The organism is Bradyrhizobium cedriense, from assembly GCF_054602315.1.
In genome coordinates this window covers 1-22,647 of sequence record NZ_JBTSWB010000008.1, presented here as the reverse complement: position 1 = coordinate 22,647, position 22,647 = coordinate 1, and the positions used below count along the sequence as shown (strand labels likewise).

12 protein-coding genes, 1 tRNA gene and 1 pseudogene are annotated in these 22,647 nt (G+C 63.1%); 13 read left to right on the top strand and 1 reads right to left on the bottom strand.

What is annotated here, in order from left to right; genetic code table 11:
* Position 1: 1 nt before the first annotated feature.
* The 13 genes from ACYCVF_RS27950 (at position 2) to ACYCVF_RS27890 (ending at position 22,486) form a co-directional block, all read left to right on the top strand.
* Entirely contained in the window at positions 2-985 is a 984-nt protein-coding gene (locus ACYCVF_RS27950; protein ID WP_459595648.1) for an ABC transporter ATP-binding protein, read from the top strand.
* A complete protein-coding gene (locus ACYCVF_RS27945; protein WP_459595649.1) occupies positions 982-1,968 on the top strand; it encodes an ABC transporter ATP-binding protein in 987 nt (328 codons plus the stop codon). The genes ACYCVF_RS27950 and ACYCVF_RS27945 overlap by 4 nt, the downstream gene beginning before the upstream one ends.
* Positions 1,968-2,897, top strand: coding sequence for an ABC transporter permease (locus ACYCVF_RS27940; RefSeq protein WP_459595650.1), 930 nt, complete (start codon positions 1,968-1,970; stop codon positions 2,895-2,897). Before ACYCVF_RS27945 ends, ACYCVF_RS27940 begins: the two co-directional genes overlap by 1 nt.
* A complete protein-coding gene (locus ACYCVF_RS27935; RefSeq protein WP_459595651.1) occupies positions 2,894-3,754 on the top strand; it encodes an ABC transporter permease in 861 nt (286 codons plus the stop codon). The genes ACYCVF_RS27940 and ACYCVF_RS27935 overlap by 4 nt, the downstream gene beginning before the upstream one ends.
* 297 nt (positions 3,755-4,051) lie before the next feature.
* Positions 4,052-5,902, top strand: a complete 1,851-nt coding sequence (ilvD, locus tag ACYCVF_RS27930) for a dihydroxy-acid dehydratase (protein ID WP_459595652.1) — start codon at positions 4,052-4,054, stop codon at positions 5,900-5,902.
* Between the two features lie 222 nt (positions 5,903-6,124).
* Complete coding sequence (locus tag ACYCVF_RS27925) at positions 6,125-6,448, top strand: hypothetical protein (protein ID WP_060736072.1); 324 nt, start codon at positions 6,125-6,127, stop codon at positions 6,446-6,448.
* Positions 6,449-6,771: 323 nt separating this feature from the next.
* Positions 6,772-6,861: transfer RNA gene (locus ACYCVF_RS27920), tRNA-Ser, on the top strand.
* Between the two features lie 825 nt (positions 6,862-7,686).
* Positions 7,687-8,349 carry a LuxR C-terminal-related transcriptional regulator gene (locus tag ACYCVF_RS27915; protein WP_459595653.1) on the top strand — a complete coding sequence of 221 codons (663 nt, stop codon included), beginning with the start codon at positions 7,687-7,689 and terminating at the stop codon, positions 8,347-8,349.
* Between the two features lie 48 nt (positions 8,350-8,397).
* Positions 8,398-8,682 carry a hypothetical protein gene (locus tag ACYCVF_RS27910; RefSeq protein WP_459595654.1) on the top strand — a complete coding sequence of 95 codons (285 nt, stop codon included), beginning with the start codon at positions 8,398-8,400 and terminating at the stop codon, positions 8,680-8,682.
* 520 nt (positions 8,683-9,202) lie between these two features.
* Entirely contained in the window at positions 9,203-17,524 is an 8,322-nt protein-coding gene (locus ACYCVF_RS27905) for a peroxidase family protein (RefSeq protein WP_459606429.1), read from the top strand.
* Between the two features lie 78 nt (positions 17,525-17,602).
* The gene (locus tag ACYCVF_RS27900; protein WP_459595656.1) at positions 17,603-19,348 is read left to right on the top strand and encodes a type I secretion system permease/ATPase; all 1,746 of its coding nucleotides are present in this window, start codon (positions 17,603-17,605) and stop codon (positions 19,346-19,348) included.
* Complete coding sequence (locus ACYCVF_RS27895) at positions 19,345-21,681, top strand: calcium-binding protein (RefSeq protein ID WP_459595657.1); 2,337 nt, start codon at positions 19,345-19,347, stop codon at positions 21,679-21,681. Before ACYCVF_RS27900 ends, ACYCVF_RS27895 begins: the two co-directional genes overlap by 4 nt.
* Before the next feature lie 13 nt (positions 21,682-21,694).
* The gene (locus ACYCVF_RS27890) at positions 21,695-22,486 is read left to right on the top strand and encodes a hypothetical protein (RefSeq protein ID WP_459612942.1); all 792 of its coding nucleotides are present in this window, start codon (positions 21,695-21,697) and stop codon (positions 22,484-22,486) included.
* 12 nt (positions 22,487-22,498) lie between these two features.
* Here the strand turns inward: ACYCVF_RS27890 and ACYCVF_RS27885 are convergent.
* Positions 22,499-22,647 (bottom strand): annotated as a pseudogene (locus ACYCVF_RS27885) (IS5/IS1182 family transposase); the annotation flags it as partial.

Below are 22,647 nucleotides of genomic sequence, written 5' to 3'. Positions count from 1 at the left end.
CGTGGTGCAGCTGGTCAGCATTGCAGGCCTGCGCGTCGCCTTCAACGGCGTGCCGGTCCTGCGCGGCGTCGACATTGCCTTGCGGAAGGGCGAGGCCCTCGGGCTCGTCGGTGAGTCCGGATCGGGCAAATCGGTGACGTGGCTGGCCGCCCTCGGCCTGTTGCCGCGGCACGCGCAGGTCTCCGGCTCGGTGCGGCTCGATGACCGTGATATCCTTGGCGCGCCGGCGGCAGAGCTCGATCGCGTACGGGGCGGCCGCATCGCCATGATCTTCCAGGATCCGGCGAGCGCGCTCAATCCGGTGCTGACCATCCGCAAGCAGCTGTGCGAAGCGCTGGCGCTGCATCGCGATCTCTCCGGCAGCGCCGTGAAGGCGGAAGCCCGACGGCTGCTCGAGCTCGTCGGCATTCCCGACGCGGGGCGGCGGCTCGAAGCCTATCCGCACGAATTCTCCGGCGGGCAGGTCCAGCGCGTCATGATTGCGATGGCGTTGGCCGGAAATCCCGATCTGCTGGTCGCAGACGAGCCGACGACAGCGCTCGACGCCACCATCCAGGCGCAGATCCTGGAGCTGCTATCAACCATCCGTCGCGAGATGCGCATGGCGATGGTGCTGATCAGCCACGATCTCGGCGTCGTCGCCGAGAATTGCGACCGGGTCGCGGTCATGTATGCCGGCCGCATCGTCGAGGAGGCCCCCAGCAATCAGCTCTTCGCCGACCCCGTGCATCCCTATGCACAGGGTCTGATCGGCGCGTTGCCGCCGCTCGATGGACCGCGGCGGCGCCTGACCGCAATCCCTGGAACGGTGCCTGATCCGGCGCACATGCCGAGCGGCTGCGCCTTCGCGCCGCGCTGCACGCTGGCGGCCGAACCGTGCGGCCTTGGCGCTCCCAGCCTGGCGCCGATCGCGGATGACCGCAGCGTCGCTTGCATCCGCGCCGAGGCCTCGCGCCACGCGCTGCTCGGGATCGCCGCCGAATGAGCCCGCCGCTCGTCGAGGTGTCTGCGATCTCGCGCAGCTATGCCATGCGCTCCGGAATGTTCGGCCGCAGTACGGCCGTGCACGCGGTCGACGGCGTGTCGCTCACGATCGCCAAGGGCGAGACGCTTGGTCTCGTCGGCGAGTCCGGCTCGGGCAAGTCGACCACGGGGCGCATCGTGCTCGGCCTCGAGCCGCCCGACAGGGGCGAAGTGCGCTTCCAGGGCAAGCCGATGGCCGCTCCGGGAACGACTGCCTGGCGTACACAACGCGCGCGCATGCAGATGATCTTCCAGGATCCGCTCGGCGCACTCGACCGCCGCCTGCCGGTCGCCACCCAAATCCGCGAGCCTCTCGACATCCATGATCTCGGCACCTCCGCAGAGCGCGGGGATCGCGTGCGCGAGCTGCTGCGCGCGGTCGAGCTCACGCCGGCGCACGGTGCGCGCTATCCGGGCGCGCTCTCGGGCGGGCAACGCCAGCGGATCGTGCTGGCGCGGGCGCTCGCGACGAAGCCCGATTTCCTGGTCTGTGACGAGCCGGTCAGCGCGCTCGACGTGTCGATCCAGGCCCAGGTGGTGAACCTGCTCGCCGATCTCCAGGCGCAACTCTCGCTGACGATGCTGTTCATCAGCCACGATCTGCGCGTCGTCAGGCAGATCAGCAACGTCGTCGCCGTGATGTATCTCGGCCGCATCGTCGAGATCGGCAGTGCCGACGACCTGTTCGCGCAGCCTGAGCATCCCTACACCCAGGCGCTGGTCTCGGCCTCGCCCGCACCGGGCCGCCGCAGCGCGGGCCGCATCGTGCTGTCGGGCGATCCGCCGAATCCTGCTGCGCGACCTCAAGGCTGCGCCTTCCACCCGCGCTGCCCGCGCGCCATCGCCCGCTGTGCGAGCGACGTGCCGGCGCTCGCGGCCGTCGGCGGCAACAGGCAGGTCGCCTGCCATCTCGTCACGGGCTCAGAGACACGGGACGCGGCCTGATGGGACGCTATTTCGCCATTCGCATCGGGCGCGCCGCGCTTACGATCGTGCTCGTCGTCACCTTCGCCTTCATCGTTCTGCGACTGTCGGGCGATCCCGCGCTGATGATCCTGGGACCGGAGGCGCCGCCCGAGGTGCTCGCGGCGTTCCGCAAGGCCTGGGGCCTCGATGACCCCATCTGGTTTCAGTATCTCGACTATTTCGGCGCCATCGCCAAGGGCGAGCTCGGCCGGTCCATGCGCGACGGACGGCCCGCGATCGAGCTCGTGCTGGAGCGTATCCCGGCCACGCTGGCGCTGACCCTGCCGGCCTTCTTCTTCAAGGTCGCGCTCGGCGTTCCCGCTGGCATCTACGCCGCGCTGTATCGTGGCTCGGCGATCGACCGCGCCGTGATGATGACGGCGGTGGCCGGCTTCACGGTGCCGAGCTTCGTGCTCGCGCTGCTGCTGGTGCTCGTCTTTGCCGTGCAGCTCGGCTGGTTGCCGTCTGGCGGGCAGGACAGTTGGCGCCACGCCATCCTGCCGATCGCAACTCTCAGCTTCGGCGGCGCCGCCGTGCTGGCGCGATTCACCCGAAGCGCGATGCTCGAAGTGCTGGGCCAGCCCTATATCCGCACTGCCTCGGCGAAGGGCGTGCCGTGGCGCAAGGTGGTGACGTCGCACGCGCTGCCGAATGCGGCGATCCCGACCGTCACCATTCTCGGCTTCATGGTGGGCACGTTGATCGCGGGCGCGGTGGTGGTCGAGAGCGTATTCGCCTGGCCGGGAGTGGGGCGCCTGCTGGTCGTCGCCGTCGCCAATCGCGATCTCGCGGTCGTGCAATGCATCCTGTTGCTGGTCGCGATGACGATGGTGACGTCGAACCTGATCGTCGATTTCCTCTACGGCTTCCTCGATCCGCGCCTCCGCGCCAAGGGAGCGCACGCATGACCGACGCGACGCTGAAAGATACGGTCCGGGGCCGTCGTATCAAGCTGCCGGCGATCCCGGTCTCGGTCGCGCTTGCGATCACATGGATCGTTGCGATGCTGCTGATCGCCGCCCTCGCCGAGAAGATCGCGCCTTACGGCTTCACCCAGCTCGACCTGCGCAATCGCCTCGCCGCACCCGGCAACGCGGCGCACTGGCTCGGCACCGACGAGCTCGGCCGTGACGTGCTGTCGCGGCTGCTGGTCTCCATCCGCATCTCGCTGCTGATCGCCTTCGGCGCCACCGCGATCTCGGCCGTGGTCGGCACCACGCTGGGATTCTTCGCCGCGCATTTCCGTGGCGCCGTGGAGCAACTCGTGCTGATGCTGACCGACTTCCAGGCCAGCATGCCGTTCCTGATCATGGCGCTGGCCGTGCTCGCCTTCTTCGGCAATTCGCTGCACCTGCTGATTGGTCTGATGGGTCTGTTCGGCTGGGAGCGTTATGCGCGCATCGCGCGGGGCCTCGCCATCTCGGCCAATGCGCAAGGCTATGCGGCTGCGGTCCGCCAATTAGGGGCGACGCCGTCGCGGATCTATCTCCGCCATATCCTGCCCAACATCGCCTCGACCCTGATCGTCTCGACTACGCTGGTTTTCCCCGAGGTGATCCTGATGGAATCCGGCCTGTCCTTCCTCGGCCTGGGCGTACAGCCGCCGATGACCAGCCTCGGCAACATGGTCGGCTATGGCCGCGAGTACCTGACCCGTGCGCCCTGGATCATGCTGGCGCCGGCGGCCACGATCGTAGTCACCACGCTGGCTGTCTCGGTCATCGGCGACTGGCTGCGTGACAAGCTCGATCCGACCCTGCAATAGGGGGCTGCGACTAGACGGTCCTCCGCCGTCATTCCGGGGCGCGCCGAAGGGCGCGAACCCGGAATCCATTTCGCTGCGCCCATGCCGCCCGATGGATTCCGGGTTCGATGCTGCGCATCGCCCCGGAATGACGGAGAGGTAAGATAGCCGACGAAAACCCCGCGCCGGGAGCAGGGGAGCCCTGTCCGGCTCAAGTTCCCGTTGCGCCGGCGCGGCCCGTGCGCTATCCGGCCGGAAAGGCCTGAGGCGGCTCCCATTTTTCCGCCCGGCCGACGCAAACCCAGGACGGAAACCGCCATGCCAGCCTATCGCTCCCGCACCACCACCCACGGCCGCAACATGGCGGGCGCCCGCGGCCTCTGGCGCGCGACCGGCATGAAGGACGCCGATTTCGGCAAGCCGATCATCGCCGTCGTCAACTCCTTCACCCAGTTCGTGCCCGGCCATGTCCATCTCAAGGATCTCGGCCAGCTCGTCGCCCGGGAGATCGAGCAGGCCGGCGGCGTCGCCAAGGAATTCAACACCATCGCTGTCGATGACGGCATCGCCATGGGTCATGACGGCATGCTCTACAGCCTGCCGTCGCGCGAGCTGATCGCCGACAGCGTCGAATACATGGCCAACGCCCACTGCGCCGACGGGCTCGTCTGCATCTCCAATTGCGACAAGATCACCCCCGGCATGCTGATGGCCGCGCTGCGGCTCAACATTCCCGCCGTGTTCGTCTCGGGCGGCCCGATGGAGGCCGGCAAGGTCAAGCTGCAGGGCAAGACCAAGGCCGTCGACCTGATCGATGCCATGGTGGCCGCCGCCGACTCCAAGGTCAGCGACGAGGACGTCAAGGTGATCGAGCGCTCGGCGTGCCCGACCTGCGGCTCCTGCTCGGGCATGTTCACCGCTAACTCCATGAACTGCCTGACCGAGGCGCTCGGCCTCGCGCTGCCCGGCAACGGCACGGTGGTGGCGACCCATGCCGACCGCAAGCGCCTGTTCGTCGAGGCCGGCCACACTATCGTCGATATCGTCCGCCGCTACTACGAACAGGACGACGCCAGCGTGCTGCCGCGCAACATCGCGAACTTCAAGGCGTTCGAGAACGCCATGACGCTCGACATCGCCATGGGCGGCTCGACCAACACCGTGCTGCATCTGCTCGCCGCCGCCCATGAAGGGCAGGTGGCGTTCACCATGAAGGATATCGACCGGCTATCGCGCCGCGTGCCCGTGCTGTGCAAGGTCGCGCCGTCAGTCGCCGACGTCCACGTCGAGGACGTGCACCGCGCCGGCGGCATCATGGGCATTCTGGGCGAGCTCGATCGCGCCGGGCTGATCGACACCTCGGTCTCGACCGTGCATGCGCCGACCATGAACGACGCGCTGGAGCGATGGGACGTCAAGCGCTCCAAGAGCGAGTCCGTTCGCACCTTCTTCCGCGCCTCGCCCGGCGGCATCCCGACCCAGGTCGCCTTCAGCCAGGAGCGCCGTTACGACGGGCTCGATACCGATCGCGAGAAGGGCGTCGTGCGCGACCTCGCGCACGCCTTCAGCAAGGACGGCGGCCTCGCCGTGCTCTACGGCAATCTCGCGCAGGACGGCTGCATCGTGAAGACCGCCGGCGTCGATGCCTCGATTCTGAAGTTCTCGGGCCCGGCGCGCGTGTTCGAAAGCCAGGACGCGGCCGTCGAAGGCATTCTCGGCGGCAAGGTCGTCGCCGGCGAGGTCGTGGTCATCATCTACGAAGGTCCGCGCGGCGGCCCCGGCATGCAGGAGATGCTGTATCCGACCAGCTACCTGAAATCGATGGGCCTCGGCAAAGCCTGCGCGCTCGTCACTGACGGCCGCTTCTCGGGCGGCTCCTCCGGCCTGTCGATCGGCCATCTGTCGCCGGAGGCGGCGGAAGGCGGCAACATCGGTCTCGTGCGGACTGGCGACGTCATCGCCATCGACATTCCGAACCGCAGCATCACGCTGGAGGTCTCCGACGAGGAGCTCGCCAGCCGCCGCGCAGCGGAAGAGGCGAAGGGCGATGCCGCCTGGCAGGCGACGGGCCGCAAGCGCAACGTCTCGACCGCGCTGCAGGCTTACGCCGCGCTCACCACCAGCGCCGCGCGCGGCGCGGTGCGCGAGGTGAAGCGTCGCTCGAACTGAGCACGCGCGCCGTTCGCCTCACGCATATGGTCAACAAGTTCTGAACGGCCGGCGAAAGCCGGCCGTTCGCATTAAGGATGCCCCGACGAAGTTCGGCGGAACGAGGATTTGCGGCGTATACTGCCGACCTTCGGATCCAAATCCATTTCGGGCAACTGGGGCGCCACCGCAATGTCTCGTACTCTCGCCGTCGTCTTCTCGACCGCCGTCGCCGCGATTTCCATGACGGGCGCAGCTTCCGCCGGCTGCTACAACTGCTACACGCCGCCGCCGTGCACGACCTGCTATCAGCAGCAGTACGTCGCGCCGCAATACCGCACCGTCGACGAGACCGTGATGGTCTCGCCGGGCTCGGTCGTCGCGCACCGCACGCCGGCGCAGTACCGCACCGTGATGGTGCCGCAGACCGTGATGGTCGCACCCCCGAGCGTCCAGTACGAGCGCATTCCGCCGCAATACGCCACGCGCCAGCGCGTCGAGATGGTCTCGCCCGGCTATTCCTACTATGCTCCGGTGCAGATGAACTGCGCATCCTGCGGCTACTGAGCGAGACGACTTCGAAGAACATTGGCGGCGCTCCTTACGGGGCGCCGCTTTCTTTTGCGCAAGGCAAAGGTGGGGATCTTTGAAGCGGCAAGCCCGGAACGACACGAAAGGGCATCGGCCGTGTCAGCGACCGCCAGAGAACCGAACATGTCCGAAGCGCCGTCCTGGGTGAGTGCCCGTCGAGTTAGGGCAGGCCGAGCGTAGGGGACGGACGCACCCCAGACGGCACCGCTTCGCGATCGCCGTCACAAGCGTGGACGCCCGCGCCAACTTGGCGTTGCCTTGGGCGGTCGACTGCGTTAAGCGACACCCATTCCAGGCTTGGAAGGGTGGCCGAGTGGTTTAAGGCACCGGTCTTGAAAACCGGCGTGCCCGCAAGGGTACCGTGGGTTCGAATCCCACCCCTTCCGCCACTAAATTGTTCGCCACTGTTCGCGGTCGCTCGAACTCCACCGCGAATTCAGTGACTTAGTTGTGCTTCGCAACTCGTCGGTGTTCTTCCTGATCGGGTCACTCACGTAGTTGAAGACCAGAGGGGCGGAGGACGATTTGCTTGGAGGAATAATGACTGGGCGACTCAAACCATTCGATGAGAGCGCCTCATAGAGACCTGCAATACGCCGACGCGGCGACCTCTATTTGATCGTTACACGATCAACGTCGAAGGGTTGGTGACGAGTTGCGCGATGGACTTCAGGTCGATCTTCACCAGTCCTGAAGCGGAGCATTCACCGAGAACGCGACGCTCGCAGTGCCTGCTTGTCCGGCTACGGACACGTGACAGTGCATGGCTTTGGGTAAACCCTTGCAACTTGGCAGAGGAATGCAGGGCACCTCTCTGAAGATCGCTTCGCGCAGCGTCGACGCTTTTGTCGAGTAGCGGCTCACCGAAGAGATGCAGCGTCGTTTTCCTGGAGGACACGGTGCATTCTCCGGCTACCTTGCGGCGAAGTAAATTCCGGTTCCTGTTCCGGAACCGCTCGCCACTTCGGGAGCGAGCCGCCCAGGGCTTTAACCATCACTGGGTTCTCTCTTCCTACGATAGGACGTCGCCCGCCGGACCACATCTTCGCAGACTTTGCGCATTGCGAGATGGAGTCACCGAAGGGCATGGACCTAAGGCAGCGACGAGGCAGATATTAAACTTGCCGGCAACGGGCCGTTTACATTCTATTTAAAGTCATTTATCTAATTATTCTATTTTAAATTTAGATCCATGTTTTTAAATGGAGTGGTTGATGCGTCGCATTTCAGTAGGCATCGTTGATCATCATCCGATTACGTTGGAAGCGATTGTCGGCGTCATTGGCCGCAACATCAATTTGGAGGTGCTGGGCACCGGATCGGCCGTCACGGATGTTCTCGAGCTCGCGACTCGTTGCCGGCCGGACGTCTTGATTGTTGAAGTCGGTATGCCCGGCTCCTTTGAGGCGATCACCAACGTAATCGGCAGCGTGCCTACCGTGAAGGTTGTGGCCTTCACAGGGGCGGCCGGGGTTGCAATTGCGATCCGAGCGCTGGACGCAGGCGCCGTTGGATTTGTCTTGAAGGCAGCTCAGTCCAGCGAGCTGATCGAGGCCATCGAAGCTGTCGCACGGGGTGAAAACTACATCACCCGGAGCTTTGCCAGCCAGGTCATCGCGGGATTGCGGGACGAAACGCTTCGGCGCAAGGCTGCAGCCATCATCAACCTTAGCATCCGTGAAGAGCAGATAGTCCGGCTTTTGGTACGCGGCAGTACGAACAAGGAAATTGCGGCGCGCCTTAAGCTGAGCGACAAAACGGTAAAACACTATATGACGATCCTCATGCAGAAGATGAATGCCCGCAATCGACTTGAGGTTGTTGTCGCCGCCCAGAAGATGCAAGGTTCCAACTTCGGCGGGCACGCGCTGAATTGAGCGCATCCACATCGACGGACGCTGGCGATCAACGTAGGAATGGCCCCAATGATCAAGCAGGAATACGACTCAACAAATCGAAATGGCTCAACGAGAGAGCATTTGTTTTGGGCACGTGAGTTCATCCAGCTCGCCAAAACCCAAGCGCGAAATAAGGGCGTTTCCGACCAGATTCTCGCGCAAGCCATGTTAGTTCATGCATGGATGCTGTTCACGGGGCAGAACGAAGAAGCGTCGAGAAGATCCGTCAGTACCCTCTTTGCGTCGAGCATGGCCAAGAGTTTGGCAGCAGACTCATTGGCCCAGGGCAACTCAAAGCCGATGGACTCCTAGATGGCAGGCAGCGACGCTGCTTGGTAGCAGCCGAAATATTCCCGCGAGCGCGGTTAGGATATCCTGCGCTGTGACCAAGTTCGAAGATCCGACTTCAGGACCTTGTACCGCAGGGTAGCGATGCGCATCGAAGGCGCTCGATCCGACCTTCCACCCACAGTCCTCCGAATTTGCAGGGAATGCTCGTCCTGACATTTGCCCGGGACGGTCTTGCCGCTCCGCGGCACATGCGCACACCTCAACGATATGAGATGAGTTCCCCCGCCAAGGCTTAGTGGCAGAAGCCACCTGTCCGACTGAAGGTTTTCAAACGCTCCTTCGAGCAGGCTGTGACGCCAAGCCCCATTCTTCGGACCTAAGTCTGAAGATCATTCCGACCTTTGTCTCAAAGACGGTCGGACCTTCCTACGTTCCGCACACGGCTTGCAAGCCTCAAAAGTTACTCCAGAGTTCACGGTTGCGCCTTTAGGACACCTCGTTCCTTTTGGGTGGCCTCCGTGCCCAACAACGGGAGCGCGTCATGGTTTCCTATATCAAGAGCGATCTGGAATTCATCCTCGAGCAGATCAAGATTTCCGAGGCGCACGCGAGCGGTCAGCCGCTGTTTGGCGTTGGCGGGCTCGTGCCGGCTTACAACCTCTCTCTAGGTCTTCGTACTGTCGACGGCACCTACAACAATCTGTTGCCCGGGCAGGAGCAATGGGGCGCGGCCGACATCCCGTTCCCCGAAGGGCTTGGTACGGACTTCCGGCCGGCGAGCGGTACGCCGTTGGACTTCGACGGACCGGGAGGAATGCCCCCGATTCCGACTCAGTCGACTTACGCGCCCTCCAACGATCCGAATTCCTTTGTCGTCGATGGCAGCATCCGCACGATCTCCAACCTCATCGTCGACCAGACGTTGAACAATCCAGCGGCGATCGTGACCGCGCTTGAGCGCGCCGGTTCGGCAGATCCGTTTGCGGACCTGGTGATTGTCCAGAACGCAGCCGAACTGATCATCACGACAACCGCTGCGGCCACCGCTGCACAGGCTGCCGAGCTTGCCGCCGAGGCAGCCGTCGGCGCGGCAACCGCAAATCAGGTTGCGGCGCAGGCCGCCTATGACGCTGCACTAGCGAACAATGGCGCGGCTGTCGCGGCACTGGCTGCTACGTCCGACGATGCGGCGGCGGCCGCGGATGCTGCGACAGAAGCGGCCGCGATTGCGCTGTTCGTCGGTGGAAACATAAGCGCCGCGGACATCGTCTCGGTCGATGCAGCGGTCGCCGCGGCGCTCGCCGCTTCCAACGCTGCCGCCGCAGTGGTGACTGAGCTACCTGTGGGCCATGCCGAATTCGCCGACGCGCAGGCGGTCCAGACGAACGCGCTGGCATTGCATACGCAGTTGGTCGCGATTCAGGGAGCGTTGGTCGAAGGTCAATCTGCAGGACCGCATTTTGCGGCGATCGCTGCTGCGGCGACGTTGGCGGATGAGAATGTAGCGCCTGCCGAGAGTCTCACTGCCGATCTGAATGCGTTGGTTGATCCGGACGCGGTCGCGGAAGCTCTTGCCGCTCTGACCGCCGCCAACGACGCGCTGGCGACGGCAGTCGTGAACGAGGCGACAGCCGAAGACGCCAGCGATGCGGCAGACGCGGCGGCGGCGGCGGCCATCGCGGGATTGGCAACAACCCTGGCTGGTTTCGGTATCGAGTTCGATGGCGAGAACATCAGCCTGCCTAACATTGCGCCGGACGGCGGCCTGTCGGCATCGTTCAACTCGTGGTTCACCCTGTTCGGCCAGTTCTTCGACCACGGTCTCGACCTGGTGGGGAAGGGCGGCAGCGGTACCGTCTACATTCCCCTGCAGCCGGACGATCCGCTCTATGTGCCGGGCAGCCAAACCAACTTCATGGTGCTGACGCGCGCTACCGTTACGCCTGGAGCCGATGGCATCATGGGCACGGCTGACGATGTCAGACCCATCAACACGACGACATCGTTTGTCGACCAGAACCAGACCTACACCTCTCATTCCTCGCACCAGGTGTTCCTGCGGCAATACGTGCTGAACGCGGATGGCGAGCCGGTCGCAACCGGCAGGCTGATCGAAGGCGCCAACGGCGGCATGGCGACCTGGGGTGAGCTCAAGGCTCAAGCCCGGGACATGCTTGGGATCACCCTGACCGACTCCGACGTTGGCAATGTGCCCCTGCTGAGAACCGACCAGTACGGCAACTTCATTCCCGGAGCGAATGGCACGCCGCAGGTCATCATCGGCATCGGCGCAGATGGCATCCCGAACACCGCCGACGATGTGACGATTTCCGGGACGCCGGATGCTCCTGTCGGCATTGCCGGTGCCGTCCGCATTGGCCACGCCTTCCTGGCTGACATCGCTCACGATGCAGTGCCGACCGGCCTCGCCGATGGTGACATCGAGATCGGGCTGGGCAATCCAGGCAACGAACCGGCAGATCCCGGTGCATATGACAACGAACTGCTCGACGCGCACTTCATCGCCGGCGACGGCCGCGTCAACGAGAACATCGGCCTGACCGCGGTCCACCATGTCTTCCACGCCGAGCACAACCGGTTGGTCGAGCACACCAAGGCGGTCATTCTGGCCACCGGCGACAACGCGTTCATCCAGGAATGGCTGGTGCCCGGTGCCGTCATCGGCGATGGCGTCAGTGATATGGAATGGAACGGGGAACGCCTGTTCCAGGCCGCCAAGTTCGGCACCGAGATGCAGTACCAGCATCTCGTGTTCGAAGAATTCGCGCGCAAGATTCAGCCCCAGATCAACCCGTTTGTCGTTCCCGACGGCTACGACGTCACGATCAATCCGTCGATCGTCGCCGAGTTCGCCCACGTGGTCTATCGCTTCGGTCACTCGATGCTGACCGAGACGATCGACCGGTTCGATCCGTCGTTCAACGCCGGGCATATCGGCCTGATCGAGGGCTTCCTCAATCCATTCGAGTTCGACGAGGTTGGCGGTACCGCGCACGGTGTGACCGACGAAGTCGCGGCCGGCGCGATCATCCGGGGTATGACCCGGCAGGTCGGTAACGAGATCGACGAGTTCGTGACCAGTGCGCTCCGCAACAATTTGCTCGGCTTGCCGCTCGACCTCGCCACCATCAACCTGGCGCGCGGCCGCGATACCGGCGTGCCGTCGCTCAACGCCGCGCGGCGTGAGTTCTTCGAGGTGACCAACAGCGCGGCCGAGCTCAAGCCCTACGAGAGCTGGGTCGAGTTCGCCGCCAACCTCAAGCACGAAGCGTCGATCATCAACTTCATCGCGGCGTACGGCAACCACGCGCTGATCACCGGCCAGACAACCATCGAGGGCAAGCGTGACGCGGCGCTGACCATCATCACCGGGCAATCGGTCGGCGGCCTGTTGGTGCCAGCAGATGCCGAAGACTTCCTCAACGGCGTCGGCGCCTACGGGGCGGGCAACGCCCTGGGCGGCCTGGAGAATGTCGATCTTTGGATCGGCGGCCTGGCCGAAAAGATCCTGCCGTTCGGCGGCATGCTGGGTTCGACCTTCAACTTCGTTTTCGAGGTGTCGCTGGAGCAGCTTCAGAACGGCGACCGCTTCTACTACTTGCAGCGGCTCGACGGCCTGCATCTGTTCGGGGAGATGGAGGCGAACTCGTTCGCCGCCATGATCATGCGCAACACCGACGCCACCCATCTTCCGTCGGACGTGTTCTCGGTCCCCGGCCTGATCCTCGAGATCGACCGAACCAAGCAGTACAATCCGGGATTAGGTGAGACGGCCGGTGCGGATGGCATCCTGGCCGACGATCCGCTGACTGTGGGGATCGATGAGAGCGCCGACAATCTCGGCAACGATCCGGTCGGCGGCGGAATCCTCACCCCGCTGGTCATTCGCAACAACCCGGCCACACCGGGCGCGGACACCAACTACCTGCGCTACACGGGCGACCAGCACGTCGTGCTCGGCGGCACCGCCGGCAACGATATCCTTATCGCCAGCGAGGGCGACGACACGCTCCACGGCGATGCCGGCAACGACTTCCTCGAGGGTGGCGCCGGCAACGACGTTCACAATGGCGGCGACGGCGACGACATCATCAAGGATCTCGGCGGCGACGACAACATCAAGGGCGGCAACGGCAACGACGTCATCAACTCGGGGCCGGGGCTGGATCTCGTCCTCGGCGGCGCCGGCAAGGACTTCGTCTTCCTGGGCAACGACGCCGGCGGCGAAGTGTTCGGTGGTGAAGGCGACGATTTCATCTACGGCAACAAGAACGCCGAACGCCTTCTGGGCAATGAGGGCAACGACTGGATCGAGACCGGCACCTTCGACGGCGCGCCGGGCGACAACTTCGACGAACTCTTCGCGCGCGACGGCGTCGTCGGACACGACGTGTTCCTGGGCGACGGCGGTTTCGACGAGTTCATCGCCGAGGGCGGCGACGACGTCATGGTTGGCAGTCCCGGCCGTGGAAAGCTGGCCGGTATGTCGGGCTGGGACTGGGTGACGTACAAGGACAACACCTTCGGCATCGACGCAGACCTGACGCGCGGCATCGTGTTCGATGAGTTTCCGAACCCGCCAGTGAACGGCACGCTCGACGCTTACGAGTCGGTCGAAGGTGTATCGGGCTCGAGGTTCAACGATATCCTGACCGGCTCCGATACCCTGGCCGCCGATCGTCTGCCGTCGGCTCTCGGCGGCTCGGAAGGCTACACCGGCAGCGCCGTCACGGCCGAGAGCCTTGCGCTCGTCAACGGCCTGGCCGCCGTCCTGGGCACCGGCGTTACGTCCTACTCCGCGGGCGACATCATTCTCGGCGGTGACGGCAGCGACCGGATCACCGGCCGCGCCGGCGATGACATCATCGACGGCGACAAGTGGCTGAATGTCCGGATCAGTGTCCGTCAAAACTTGGACGGAACCGGCCCTGAAATCGACTCGCACAACAGCATGACGACACTCGCCGCCGCCATGTTTGCCGGCACGTACAATCCGGGTCAGCTCGTGATCGTGCGCGAGATCCTGGCTACGGGCGACGCGGTCGTCGACACCGATACCGCGGTGTTCGCTGGCGCTGCCAGCGAATACATCTTCGCCGGCAATGCCGACGGCAGCATACAGGTGACACACACCATCGAGGATGGCGACGGATCCGACAAGCTCCGCGGCATCGAGCGCGTGGAGTTCGCTGGCGGTGAGTCGTTCAATATCATCATGGGAACGCCGGGCAACGATCCCGCGCTGAATGGCACCAATCCCGGCGCCCCGGTGGGCAACGACGGCAACGACCTGATCGTTGGGCTCGGCGGAAACGACGTCCTCAATGGTCTGGGTGGCAACGATATCCTGATTGGTGGAGACGGGACCGACACGCTCAACGGCGGGGACGGCAACGATGCGCTCGACGGCGGCCTCGGTAACGATGCGCTCAACGGCGGCCTCGGCAACGATACCTATAACGTCCGTCTGGGCGACGGAAACGACACGATCACGGAACTCGACAACGGCGGATCGGTCGATCGGCTGGTGATCCAGACGGGCAGCACAGAGGACCTGCCGGTCGCGCTCACGACGCTGAATGCCGCAGACAATGATACTGGCACCGCCAACGGCGACCTTGTTGTCGCCGCGAACGGACAGACGGTGACCGCCATCAACCATTTTGACGGCGGCAATGCGCAGCGGGGCATCGAGAGGATCAACTTCACCGGCGCCACCTACAATGGTTATCTGCTCGGTTTCGAGGACTATGTCGTCAGCCGTGCCGATCCGACCGGTTTCAGCCGCACCATCAATCTCGCGGCATCGACGACTAACAACTTCATCGCCGGCGAGAACGGTACCGATGATGAGATCACCGGCGGCAGCGGAAACGACCTGATCTTCGGTGGTACCGGGGACAACGAACTGCAAGGCGGAGCCGGTGAAGACCTTTTGGTCGGCGGCTCGGGAGCCGGCGATGGCGACCTTCTCGACGGCGGGCTCGATGCTGACGTGATGGTCGGCCTGAACGGCAACGACACTTACGTCGTCGACGACATTGCCGACGTGGTGGTTGAAGCCTTGAACCAGGGCATCGACACGATCGAAACCGAAATGGCCGTGTTGTCGATCGAAGCGATCGTCAACCTGGAGAACCTGGAGTACACAGGCATCGATGCCGATCCGTTCGTCGGTACCGGCAACGATCTCAACAACGTCATCACCGGCGGCGACCTCGCCGACACCCTGAGCGGACTCCTGGGCAACGACACGCTGAATGGCGGGCTCGGCACTGACACCCTGCTCGGCGGCGACGGCAACGATCAGCTGAACGGCGGCGACGATAACGATACGCTGAACGGCGGCATCGGCACTGATACGCTCAATGGTGGTGCCGGGGCCGACAACATGGCAGGCGGCGCCGACAACGATATCTACGTCGTTGACGATGCCGGCGACGTGGTCAACGAGATCGCCGCGGGATCGGGAGGAATCGATCGGGTTGACTCGTCCATCGGTTACACTCTGGGCACCAACGTCGAGAACCTGAACCTGACTGGAGGCAACACGATCAACGGAACCGGCAATGCTCTCGACAACGCGATCGTCGGAAACAACGCTGCCAATCAATTGTTCGGTGGCGGCGGTATCGACGTCTTGACGGGCAACGCTGGCAACGACCTGCTGGATGGCGGTACCGGCAACGACGCCCTGTCCGGCGGCGACAACAACGACGTGATCATAGGTGGTGAAGGCAACGACGTCATCGATGTCGGCACCGGCTTCAACACGATCGTCTACAACTCGAGCGGCTTCGGTAACGACACTATCAGCAGCTTCGATGCAGACGGGGGCACCGCGGCCAACCAGGACAAGATCGATCTCTCGGGTCTTGGCGTCACGGCAGCCAACTTTGCCACCCGTGTCTTCGAGAGCGCGTCCGGTGGCAACACCGTGCTCACGATCAGGGAGGGTGGTGCGGCCTCGCCGATCCAGGGCACGATCACGGTCAATGCCGTCGGCAATGCCTCCATCGACATCAACGACTTCACCCTGGCAACGACGCCAGCCTCGACGATCAACGGTACAGCGGGCAACAACATCCCGCTGAACGGCACTGCCAATGCCGATACGATCAATGCCCTTGCCGGCAACGATTTGGTCAATGCCGGCGGTGGAAACGACATCGTGAATGGCGGTACCGGCAATGACACCGTGAATGGCGATGATGGTGACGACACATTCAACTGGAACGCCAACACCGCGACGGCGACGTCGCTGACCAACTCCGATGGTCGCGATATCGTCAACGGTGGAGCCGAGGGTGCTCTGGGCGATACCTTCGTGATCACCGGCAACGCCGCCGTCGCGGAGACCTATCGCATCTACACCCGTGCCGCCTGGGATGCACTGCCGGGCAACATCGGCGCCAGCCTCAATGCGGCCACGGAGATTGTCGTCACGCGCGGCGCGAATACCGATTTTGCCAACTCGGTCATCGCCGAGTTGCGCGAGATCGAGGAGATACGTATCAACAACTCAGAACCCGTCGGCAGCGGCAGCGCAGGCGGCGACACGATCCAGGTGATCGGCGACTTCTCCGGCACCAGCCTGCGCCTCAACACCATTACCATCGATGGTGAGCAAGGTGACGACACGATCGATATTTCGGCCCTGACGTCGGCTCATCGCATCGTGTTCAGGTCCAACGGCGGCAACGACACCATCATCGGCGCCTTGCAGGCCGAGGACGTGATCGAGCTTCCTGAAGGATCGGATATCTCGACCTACGAGCTCGTCGAGAACGACAACGGCACCAAGACGATCTCGAACGGAACCCATTCGGTTACCTTCACGGGCGTCGTTCCGCCGCAATTCTTGACGGATGAGCCTGGCGGCAGCGGTGATAGCGAGACGCCGCCGGACGACAGCGACGATGAAGAAACCGCAATGGACGGCGTGGTGCGAACCGGAACAGCGCAGTCGGACATGCTGGTCGGAACGGCGGGCGATGACAACATCGTTGCATTCGCCGGAAGCGACATTGCCATTGGCGATGCCGGGGCCGACGCGATCGCCCTGGGTGAAGATGCAGACTTCGCCAACGGTGGCGCGGGGAGGGACGTGATCTTTGCCGGAACAGGCGATGACCACGTGTTTGCCGGTGCGGACGCCGATATCGTCTACGGCGATGCCGGAGCCGATCGGCTCTTCGGCGATGAGGGCAATGATATGATCACGGCCGGCGCAGGCGACGATACCGTCTTCGGCGGCGCCGGGAATGATCTCATCATAGCGGAGATCGGTGACGGCAACGACACGTACTTCGGCGACGAAGGTACCGGGGACGGCGGGATCGACACGCTCGACATGTCCGCGTCGACTGCGGCGGTCACCGTCAACCTGGGCTCCGGCCCGCTGATGAACGGCAGCACGTCGAGCATTCAGACCGGCAACGACACGATCTGGGGCATCGAGAATGTCAACACCGGATCCGGCGACGACACCATCACGGCGAGCAACTCGGCCAACGTGCTGAATGGCGGCGCAGGTGACGATACCTTCAAGTTCCAGACCACCTTCGCTGCGGATGGCGATACGATCCATGGGTTCGAACCCGGCGATCGCATCGATCTGAGCGGCATCAATGCAAACACCGGTATGGCAACTGATCAAGCCTTCACTCTCGTGAGCGGGGCTGCTCAGACCGCCGCGGGCCAATTGGCCGTCCGCCTCGAGACCCGGGCTGATGGCGAGTTCACCGTCCTGCAAGGTAACGTCGACGGCGACGACGCCGCCGAATTCACGATTGAAATAGAAGGTCATCACACTCTGACCAATTCCAACTTCAATCTCTAGGGTCAGTGCGATGGAGGCGGATTGAATAGTCCGCCTCCATCGTAGCCCTTTCCTTTCTGAAGCGAGCGTTGGAGTCCAATGGCGAAGTCCAAAGAGTTGACGCCGGCAAAGCGCCGCAATCTTGAGGAGTTGACGCGTGGCTTCCGCGGCATAGCCCTGTTTCTGTTCTTGATTTCGGGAATGATCAACGTGCTGGCCCTGACCGGCTCGTTGTACATGATGCAGATCTACGATCGGGCCCTGACCAGCGGCAGCATTCCGACTCTTGTCGTTCTGTCCAGCTTGGCCATCGGACTTTACCTCTTTCAAGGCGGCTTCGACGTCGTTCGTTCGCAGGTGCTGGTGCGTGTCGGCGCGAGGCTGGACAAGAAGATCGCTCCGCTGGCTCACCGGGTGGCGATCGACATGCCTCGTTTCGGCTTCTCGACGGCGGAGGCGCTCGAACGTGGGCGGGACGTTGATACGGTCCGCGGCTTTCTCGGCAGCCAAGGACCTGCGGCGCTGTTCGACTTGCCGTGGATGCCGATCTATCTGGTGTTCATCTACCTCCTTCACCCGCTCCTGGGCGCGCTGACGTTCGCCGGAGCATTCATACTTACGGTGCTCACCGTCGTCAGCGAGATTATGACCAAGCATCTGAGCGTCTCTGCTCGGAAGGCCGCAATGGTCCGCAACACCATCGCAGATTCCAACGCACGCAATGCGGACGTTATCAAGGCGATGGGGTTTGCGAACCGCGCGGTCAATCGCTTCCACGCGGCCAATGGTGAGCATCTGGAGCTGCAGACCAGGACGAATGATATTACGGGCACCTTTGCCGCAGTATCGCGGGTGCTGCGCATGCTGCTGCAGTCCGCCGTGCTTGGATTGGGTGCCTACCTCACGATCAAGGGTGAACTCTCGGCCGGCGCGATTATCGCATGCTCGGTAGCCTCCGCTCGCGCCCTGGCGCCGGTGGATCTGGCGATCGGCAACTGGAAGGCGTTCATCGCGGCTCGGATGGCCTTTCAACGGCTTCGCGATACTGTCGTGGCACTTGGCGATGTCGACCAGCCGATGAAGCTGCCGGCGCCGAGCAAGCGTCTCAGCGTGGACAAGGCCACAGTCGCTGTTCCCGGATCCGGACAGGTCATCCTGAGCGACATCAGCTTTGAACTCGAGGCGGGCCAGGCGCTCGGCATCATCGGACCGAGCGCCGGTGGCAAGACCACCATGGTGCGCGCCCTTACCGGCATCTGGCCGCTGCTGCGCGGCAGTGTTCGCCTGGACGGCGCCGATCTCGGCCAATGGCGCGAGGACGATATCGGTCGTCACGTCGGCTACCTCCCTCAGGAAATCAGCCTGATGGATGCGACGATTGAAGAGAATATCTGCCGCTTCGAGCCGGAGCCGGACTATCAAAAAGTGGTCGAGGCGGCCAGGGCGGCCGGCGTTCACGAGATGATCGTGAAGATGCCGGAAGGGTATCGGACGCAGCTTGGCCCCCAGGGTGCGGCATTGTCCGCCGGTCAACGCCAGCGCGTGGCGTTGGCGCGGGCGCTCTATGGCAACCCGTTCGTTGTGATCATGGACGAGCCCAATTCCAATCTTGACGGCGAGGGCGAGGCGGCCCTGACCAGGGCGATCGAAGGCATCAGAGGCCGGGGGGGCATCACGATCGTAATCGCCCACCGGCCCAGTGCGCTCGTGGCCGTGGATATGGTTGCCATCGTCCAGAACGGCCGCATGACGGCGTTCGGCAAGAAGAACGACATCATGACACCAGGTCTGCCAGCAAGACCTGCAACCGAAGAACTCCAAGCGCAAGTGAGGAGGCCAGCATGATTACAGTTCAGGCGCTGAAACCGAAGGCGCCGCCATCGCAATCAAGGAAAGAGGACTACGTCGAGAAGGAGCCTGAGAAGAAAGGGATCTTGCCGATCGCTTTCTTGCTGCTTCTGACTGCGTGTGCGACGTACCTGAAGACCTTTCTTCCGACGACAGTGGAAGCGCACGAAGACCGGCAGAACGACAGGGATGACGGTGCCGACGAAGAGAGCGATGCGCCAGCGACAGAAGCGAGCGCCGCAGATGAGGAAGATGCGACCACGGACACGACCGAACGCACTGCCAAGTCTTCCGACAATGTCGTGCCGATCCGGATCGTACTGCCGCAGGAGATCAGCGAGTTCCTGGCCAACGATTCGCCGGCACTTGACTTCAACGGACTAGAGCGTCCCGGCCAGGTTCGAGTCGATAGTGGCCCTTTGGGAGACTCAATTCGGGCGACCAATGATAATCGTCCGCAATCAACATCTGCTGATGGAGCAGGTGCTTCGGGTGGCGGCGGAGGCGGTGGCGGCGGAGGCGGTGACGACAAGCCGCGCGGGCCGAGCCCCCTCAACCCCCGTCCCGACCCAGACCTCGATATCGACCCTCACCGCAATCGCGCGCCCCGGATCAGCGGACCGGTGCATCTGCGCAATGTGATCGGCTGTGAGGCTTTGACGATCTCGCTCCTGGCCTTGCTAAGCGGCGCCACCGATCCGGACGGCGACACTATGAGGATCGTTAATCTCTCGGCAAGTTCCGGCGCTATCACGCAGGCGCAGGACGGAAGCTGGGTGTTCGCCCGCGATGAGGGAATGCTCGGCGAGGTGATGCTGACCTATACCATTACCGATGGTTTCGCATCTGTCGTGCAGACCGCTTACTTTAGCGTCATCGAGGCGCCCCCGATCATCGGGACGGCTGCCGACGACAACCTTCTCGGCACGCAGTGCGCCGATCGGATCGACGGTCGAGATGGCGACGACAACATCGACGCCCGCCAGGGCAACGATACGATTGTCGCTGGGTTGGGCGACGACCACATCGTCGCCGGGAGCGGCAACGACATCGTCTATGCGGGGGAAGGCAACGACCTGGTGTTCGCGGGCGCGGGAAACGATCTGGTGTTCGGAGGTGCCGGGCACGACAGTCTGCATGGCGAGGACGGCGACGACACCATCATGGGCGAAGATGGAGACGACGTCATTTCAGGCGGGGGCGGTGCAGACATCCTGATCGGTGGCGCTGGCGACGATATCATTCAGGGCGATGCAGGCAACGACACGCTCGATGGCGGAAGCGGCAATGACAGCCTCGCCGGTGGTGTCGGCGATGACGTGATCATCGCGGCCGGCGGCGATGATTCTCTGTTCGGTGGCGCCGGCAACGACATGCTGGCGGATGGTCTGGGTAGCGATAGGGCGCAGGGCGATGCCGGAGATGACCATTTTCTAGTCGCGGCCGACGAGGCTAATGATGCCTACGACGGTGGTGACGGGTTGGATACCATCGATTTCTCCGCTGCGACGGAGAGCGTCGTCGTCAACCTCGGAAGCGGAACGGCCGAGGGACGCGAGACAGGTCATGATATGGTCGCCGATGTCGAGAGGATCATCGGTGGAAGCGGCGACGATCATGTCGATGCGGGATCGATGACGGCTGACGTGACCATGAGCGGCGGCAACGGAAACGACCTCCTCGAGGGAGGTGTTGGAGACGACACCGTTTTTGATGGTTCTGGAAGTGACGCAGTCTCTGCCGGTGGTGGCAACGATCATGTCGTTGCCGACGCTGACGCGGCCAATGACTCCTATGATGGTGGAACCGGAGAGGACACGCTCGATTATTCGACCGCCACCTTAAGCGTTACGGTCGACGTCGCGGGAGGCACTGCCGACGGTCTCGATGTGGGACACGATTTGATTGCCGCCTTCGAGAAGATCATTACCGGATCCGGCGATGATCATATTGTCGCTGGATCGAACTCCATTTCGATGACCGGGGGTGATGGCGACGACACCTTCGAATTCAAGAGAACGGGCGAAGATGACCAGGCGATGACGATCCGCAAGATCACTGACTTCACCGTCGGTGATCGAATAGTAGCTGCGACCTACGAGATCAGTGTCCTCCGAGAGGATGATCTCGACGAAACGATCTCCGATATGTTCGACGACGTCTATCTTTCGACAACTGGAGACCAGAGACCGGTGCGCTTCCGATTTGAAGAGGCAGACAGCAACAAGATGACGTTGGTGGATGTGCATGATCGACCTGGCACGGACGAGTTCTTCACGATCCAGGTCGAGGGGCACCATCAACTTCAGTTCACCGTCGCGGTCAGCTGAGGGAAAGAGGTCCATGAAACATACCGACCCGAGAGAACTTGCTGTGCCGCACAATACCGGCAGCGTCGAGAGATCGTTCCGGCTTTGGCCAAGGATCGTCGGCGGACTTGCCCTTGTGGTTGTATTGGTGATCGGTTGTGGCGGATGGGCGGCGATAGCCAAGCTGGAGGGGGCCATCGTCGCCGGCGGCACCGTCAAAGTCGACGAAAACCTGAAGGAGGTTCAGCATCGGGACGGTGGCATCGTGAAAACGCTGTCGATTCGCCAGGGTGATTTCGTCCGTGAAGGACAGATCCTGGCGACGCTGGACGACGTGCAAATCAGGGCGGAGCTCCTCATCGTCAGGTCGCAGTTGGGCGAAGCCCTGGGTCGTCAGGCGCGTCTGATCGCGGAGCGCGACAATCTGGCTTCGATCGAGTTCCCAGCCGATCTCGGGCGCATTTCGACTGCCTCGCACGTGGTGATGAAAGGTGAAAGCCGACTGTTCGCCGGCAACAAGTTGGGGAGAGATAGCCAGAAGGAGCAGCTCGAGCTCAGCGTCAGCCAAACCCTGGAGGAGATCAGGGGAATGGAAGCGAGGCTTGCTGCCAAAGAACACGAGATCAAACTGGTTGGTGCCGAGCGCGACAAGCTGGACGCGCTGTTCGAGAAGAAGATCGTTGAGTATACCCGGGTCTATTCGGCACACCGCGACTGGGCGCGAATACTGGGAGAACGCGGCGAAATTGCCGCCGGTATTGCCCGGGCCAAGGTCCGCGCCAGCGAAATCAGGGTCCAGATCATCGCCGTCGATCGTCGAGCGTGAAGAACCCCAATTTTAGGCTGGATTGGCGATCGGCTCGGTGAAGAGCGCGGCCAGGATTTGGCACAGCAAAAGCCTGAGCCATCGGATGAGACGGCGGAAGTTGTAGCCAGCGGCGGCGAGGACGGCGTTGTTGGCGTCGCCGTGCTTGAACCAGAGATAGT

Coding starts and splice junctions, on each gene's coding strand:
- ACYCVF_RS27945 (WP_459595649.1), top strand. CDS start 982: ATGAGCCCGCCGCTCGTCGAGGTGTCTGCGATCTCGCGCAGCTATGCC.
- ACYCVF_RS27940 (WP_459595650.1), top strand. CDS start 1,968: ATGGGACGCTATTTCGCCATTCGCATCGGGCGCGCCGCGCTTACGATC.
- ACYCVF_RS27935 (WP_459595651.1), top strand. CDS start 2,894: ATGACCGACGCGACGCTGAAAGATACGGTCCGGGGCCGTCGTATCAAG.
- ilvD (WP_459595652.1), top strand. CDS start 4,052: ATGCCAGCCTATCGCTCCCGCACCACCACCCACGGCCGCAACATGGCG.
- ACYCVF_RS27925 (WP_060736072.1), top strand. CDS start 6,125: ATGACGGGCGCAGCTTCCGCCGGCTGCTACAACTGCTACACGCCGCCG.
- ACYCVF_RS27915 (WP_459595653.1), top strand. CDS start 7,687: ATGCGTCGCATTTCAGTAGGCATCGTTGATCATCATCCGATTACGTTG.
- ACYCVF_RS27910 (WP_459595654.1), top strand. CDS start 8,398: ATGATCAAGCAGGAATACGACTCAACAAATCGAAATGGCTCAACGAGA.
- ACYCVF_RS27905 (WP_459606429.1), top strand. CDS start 9,203: ATGGTTTCCTATATCAAGAGCGATCTGGAATTCATCCTCGAGCAGATC.
- ACYCVF_RS27900 (WP_459595656.1), top strand. CDS start 17,603: ATGGCGAAGTCCAAAGAGTTGACGCCGGCAAAGCGCCGCAATCTTGAG.
- ACYCVF_RS27895 (WP_459595657.1), top strand. CDS start 19,345: ATGATTACAGTTCAGGCGCTGAAACCGAAGGCGCCGCCATCGCAATCA.
- ACYCVF_RS27890 (WP_459612942.1), top strand. CDS start 21,695: ATGAAACATACCGACCCGAGAGAACTTGCTGTGCCGCACAATACCGGC.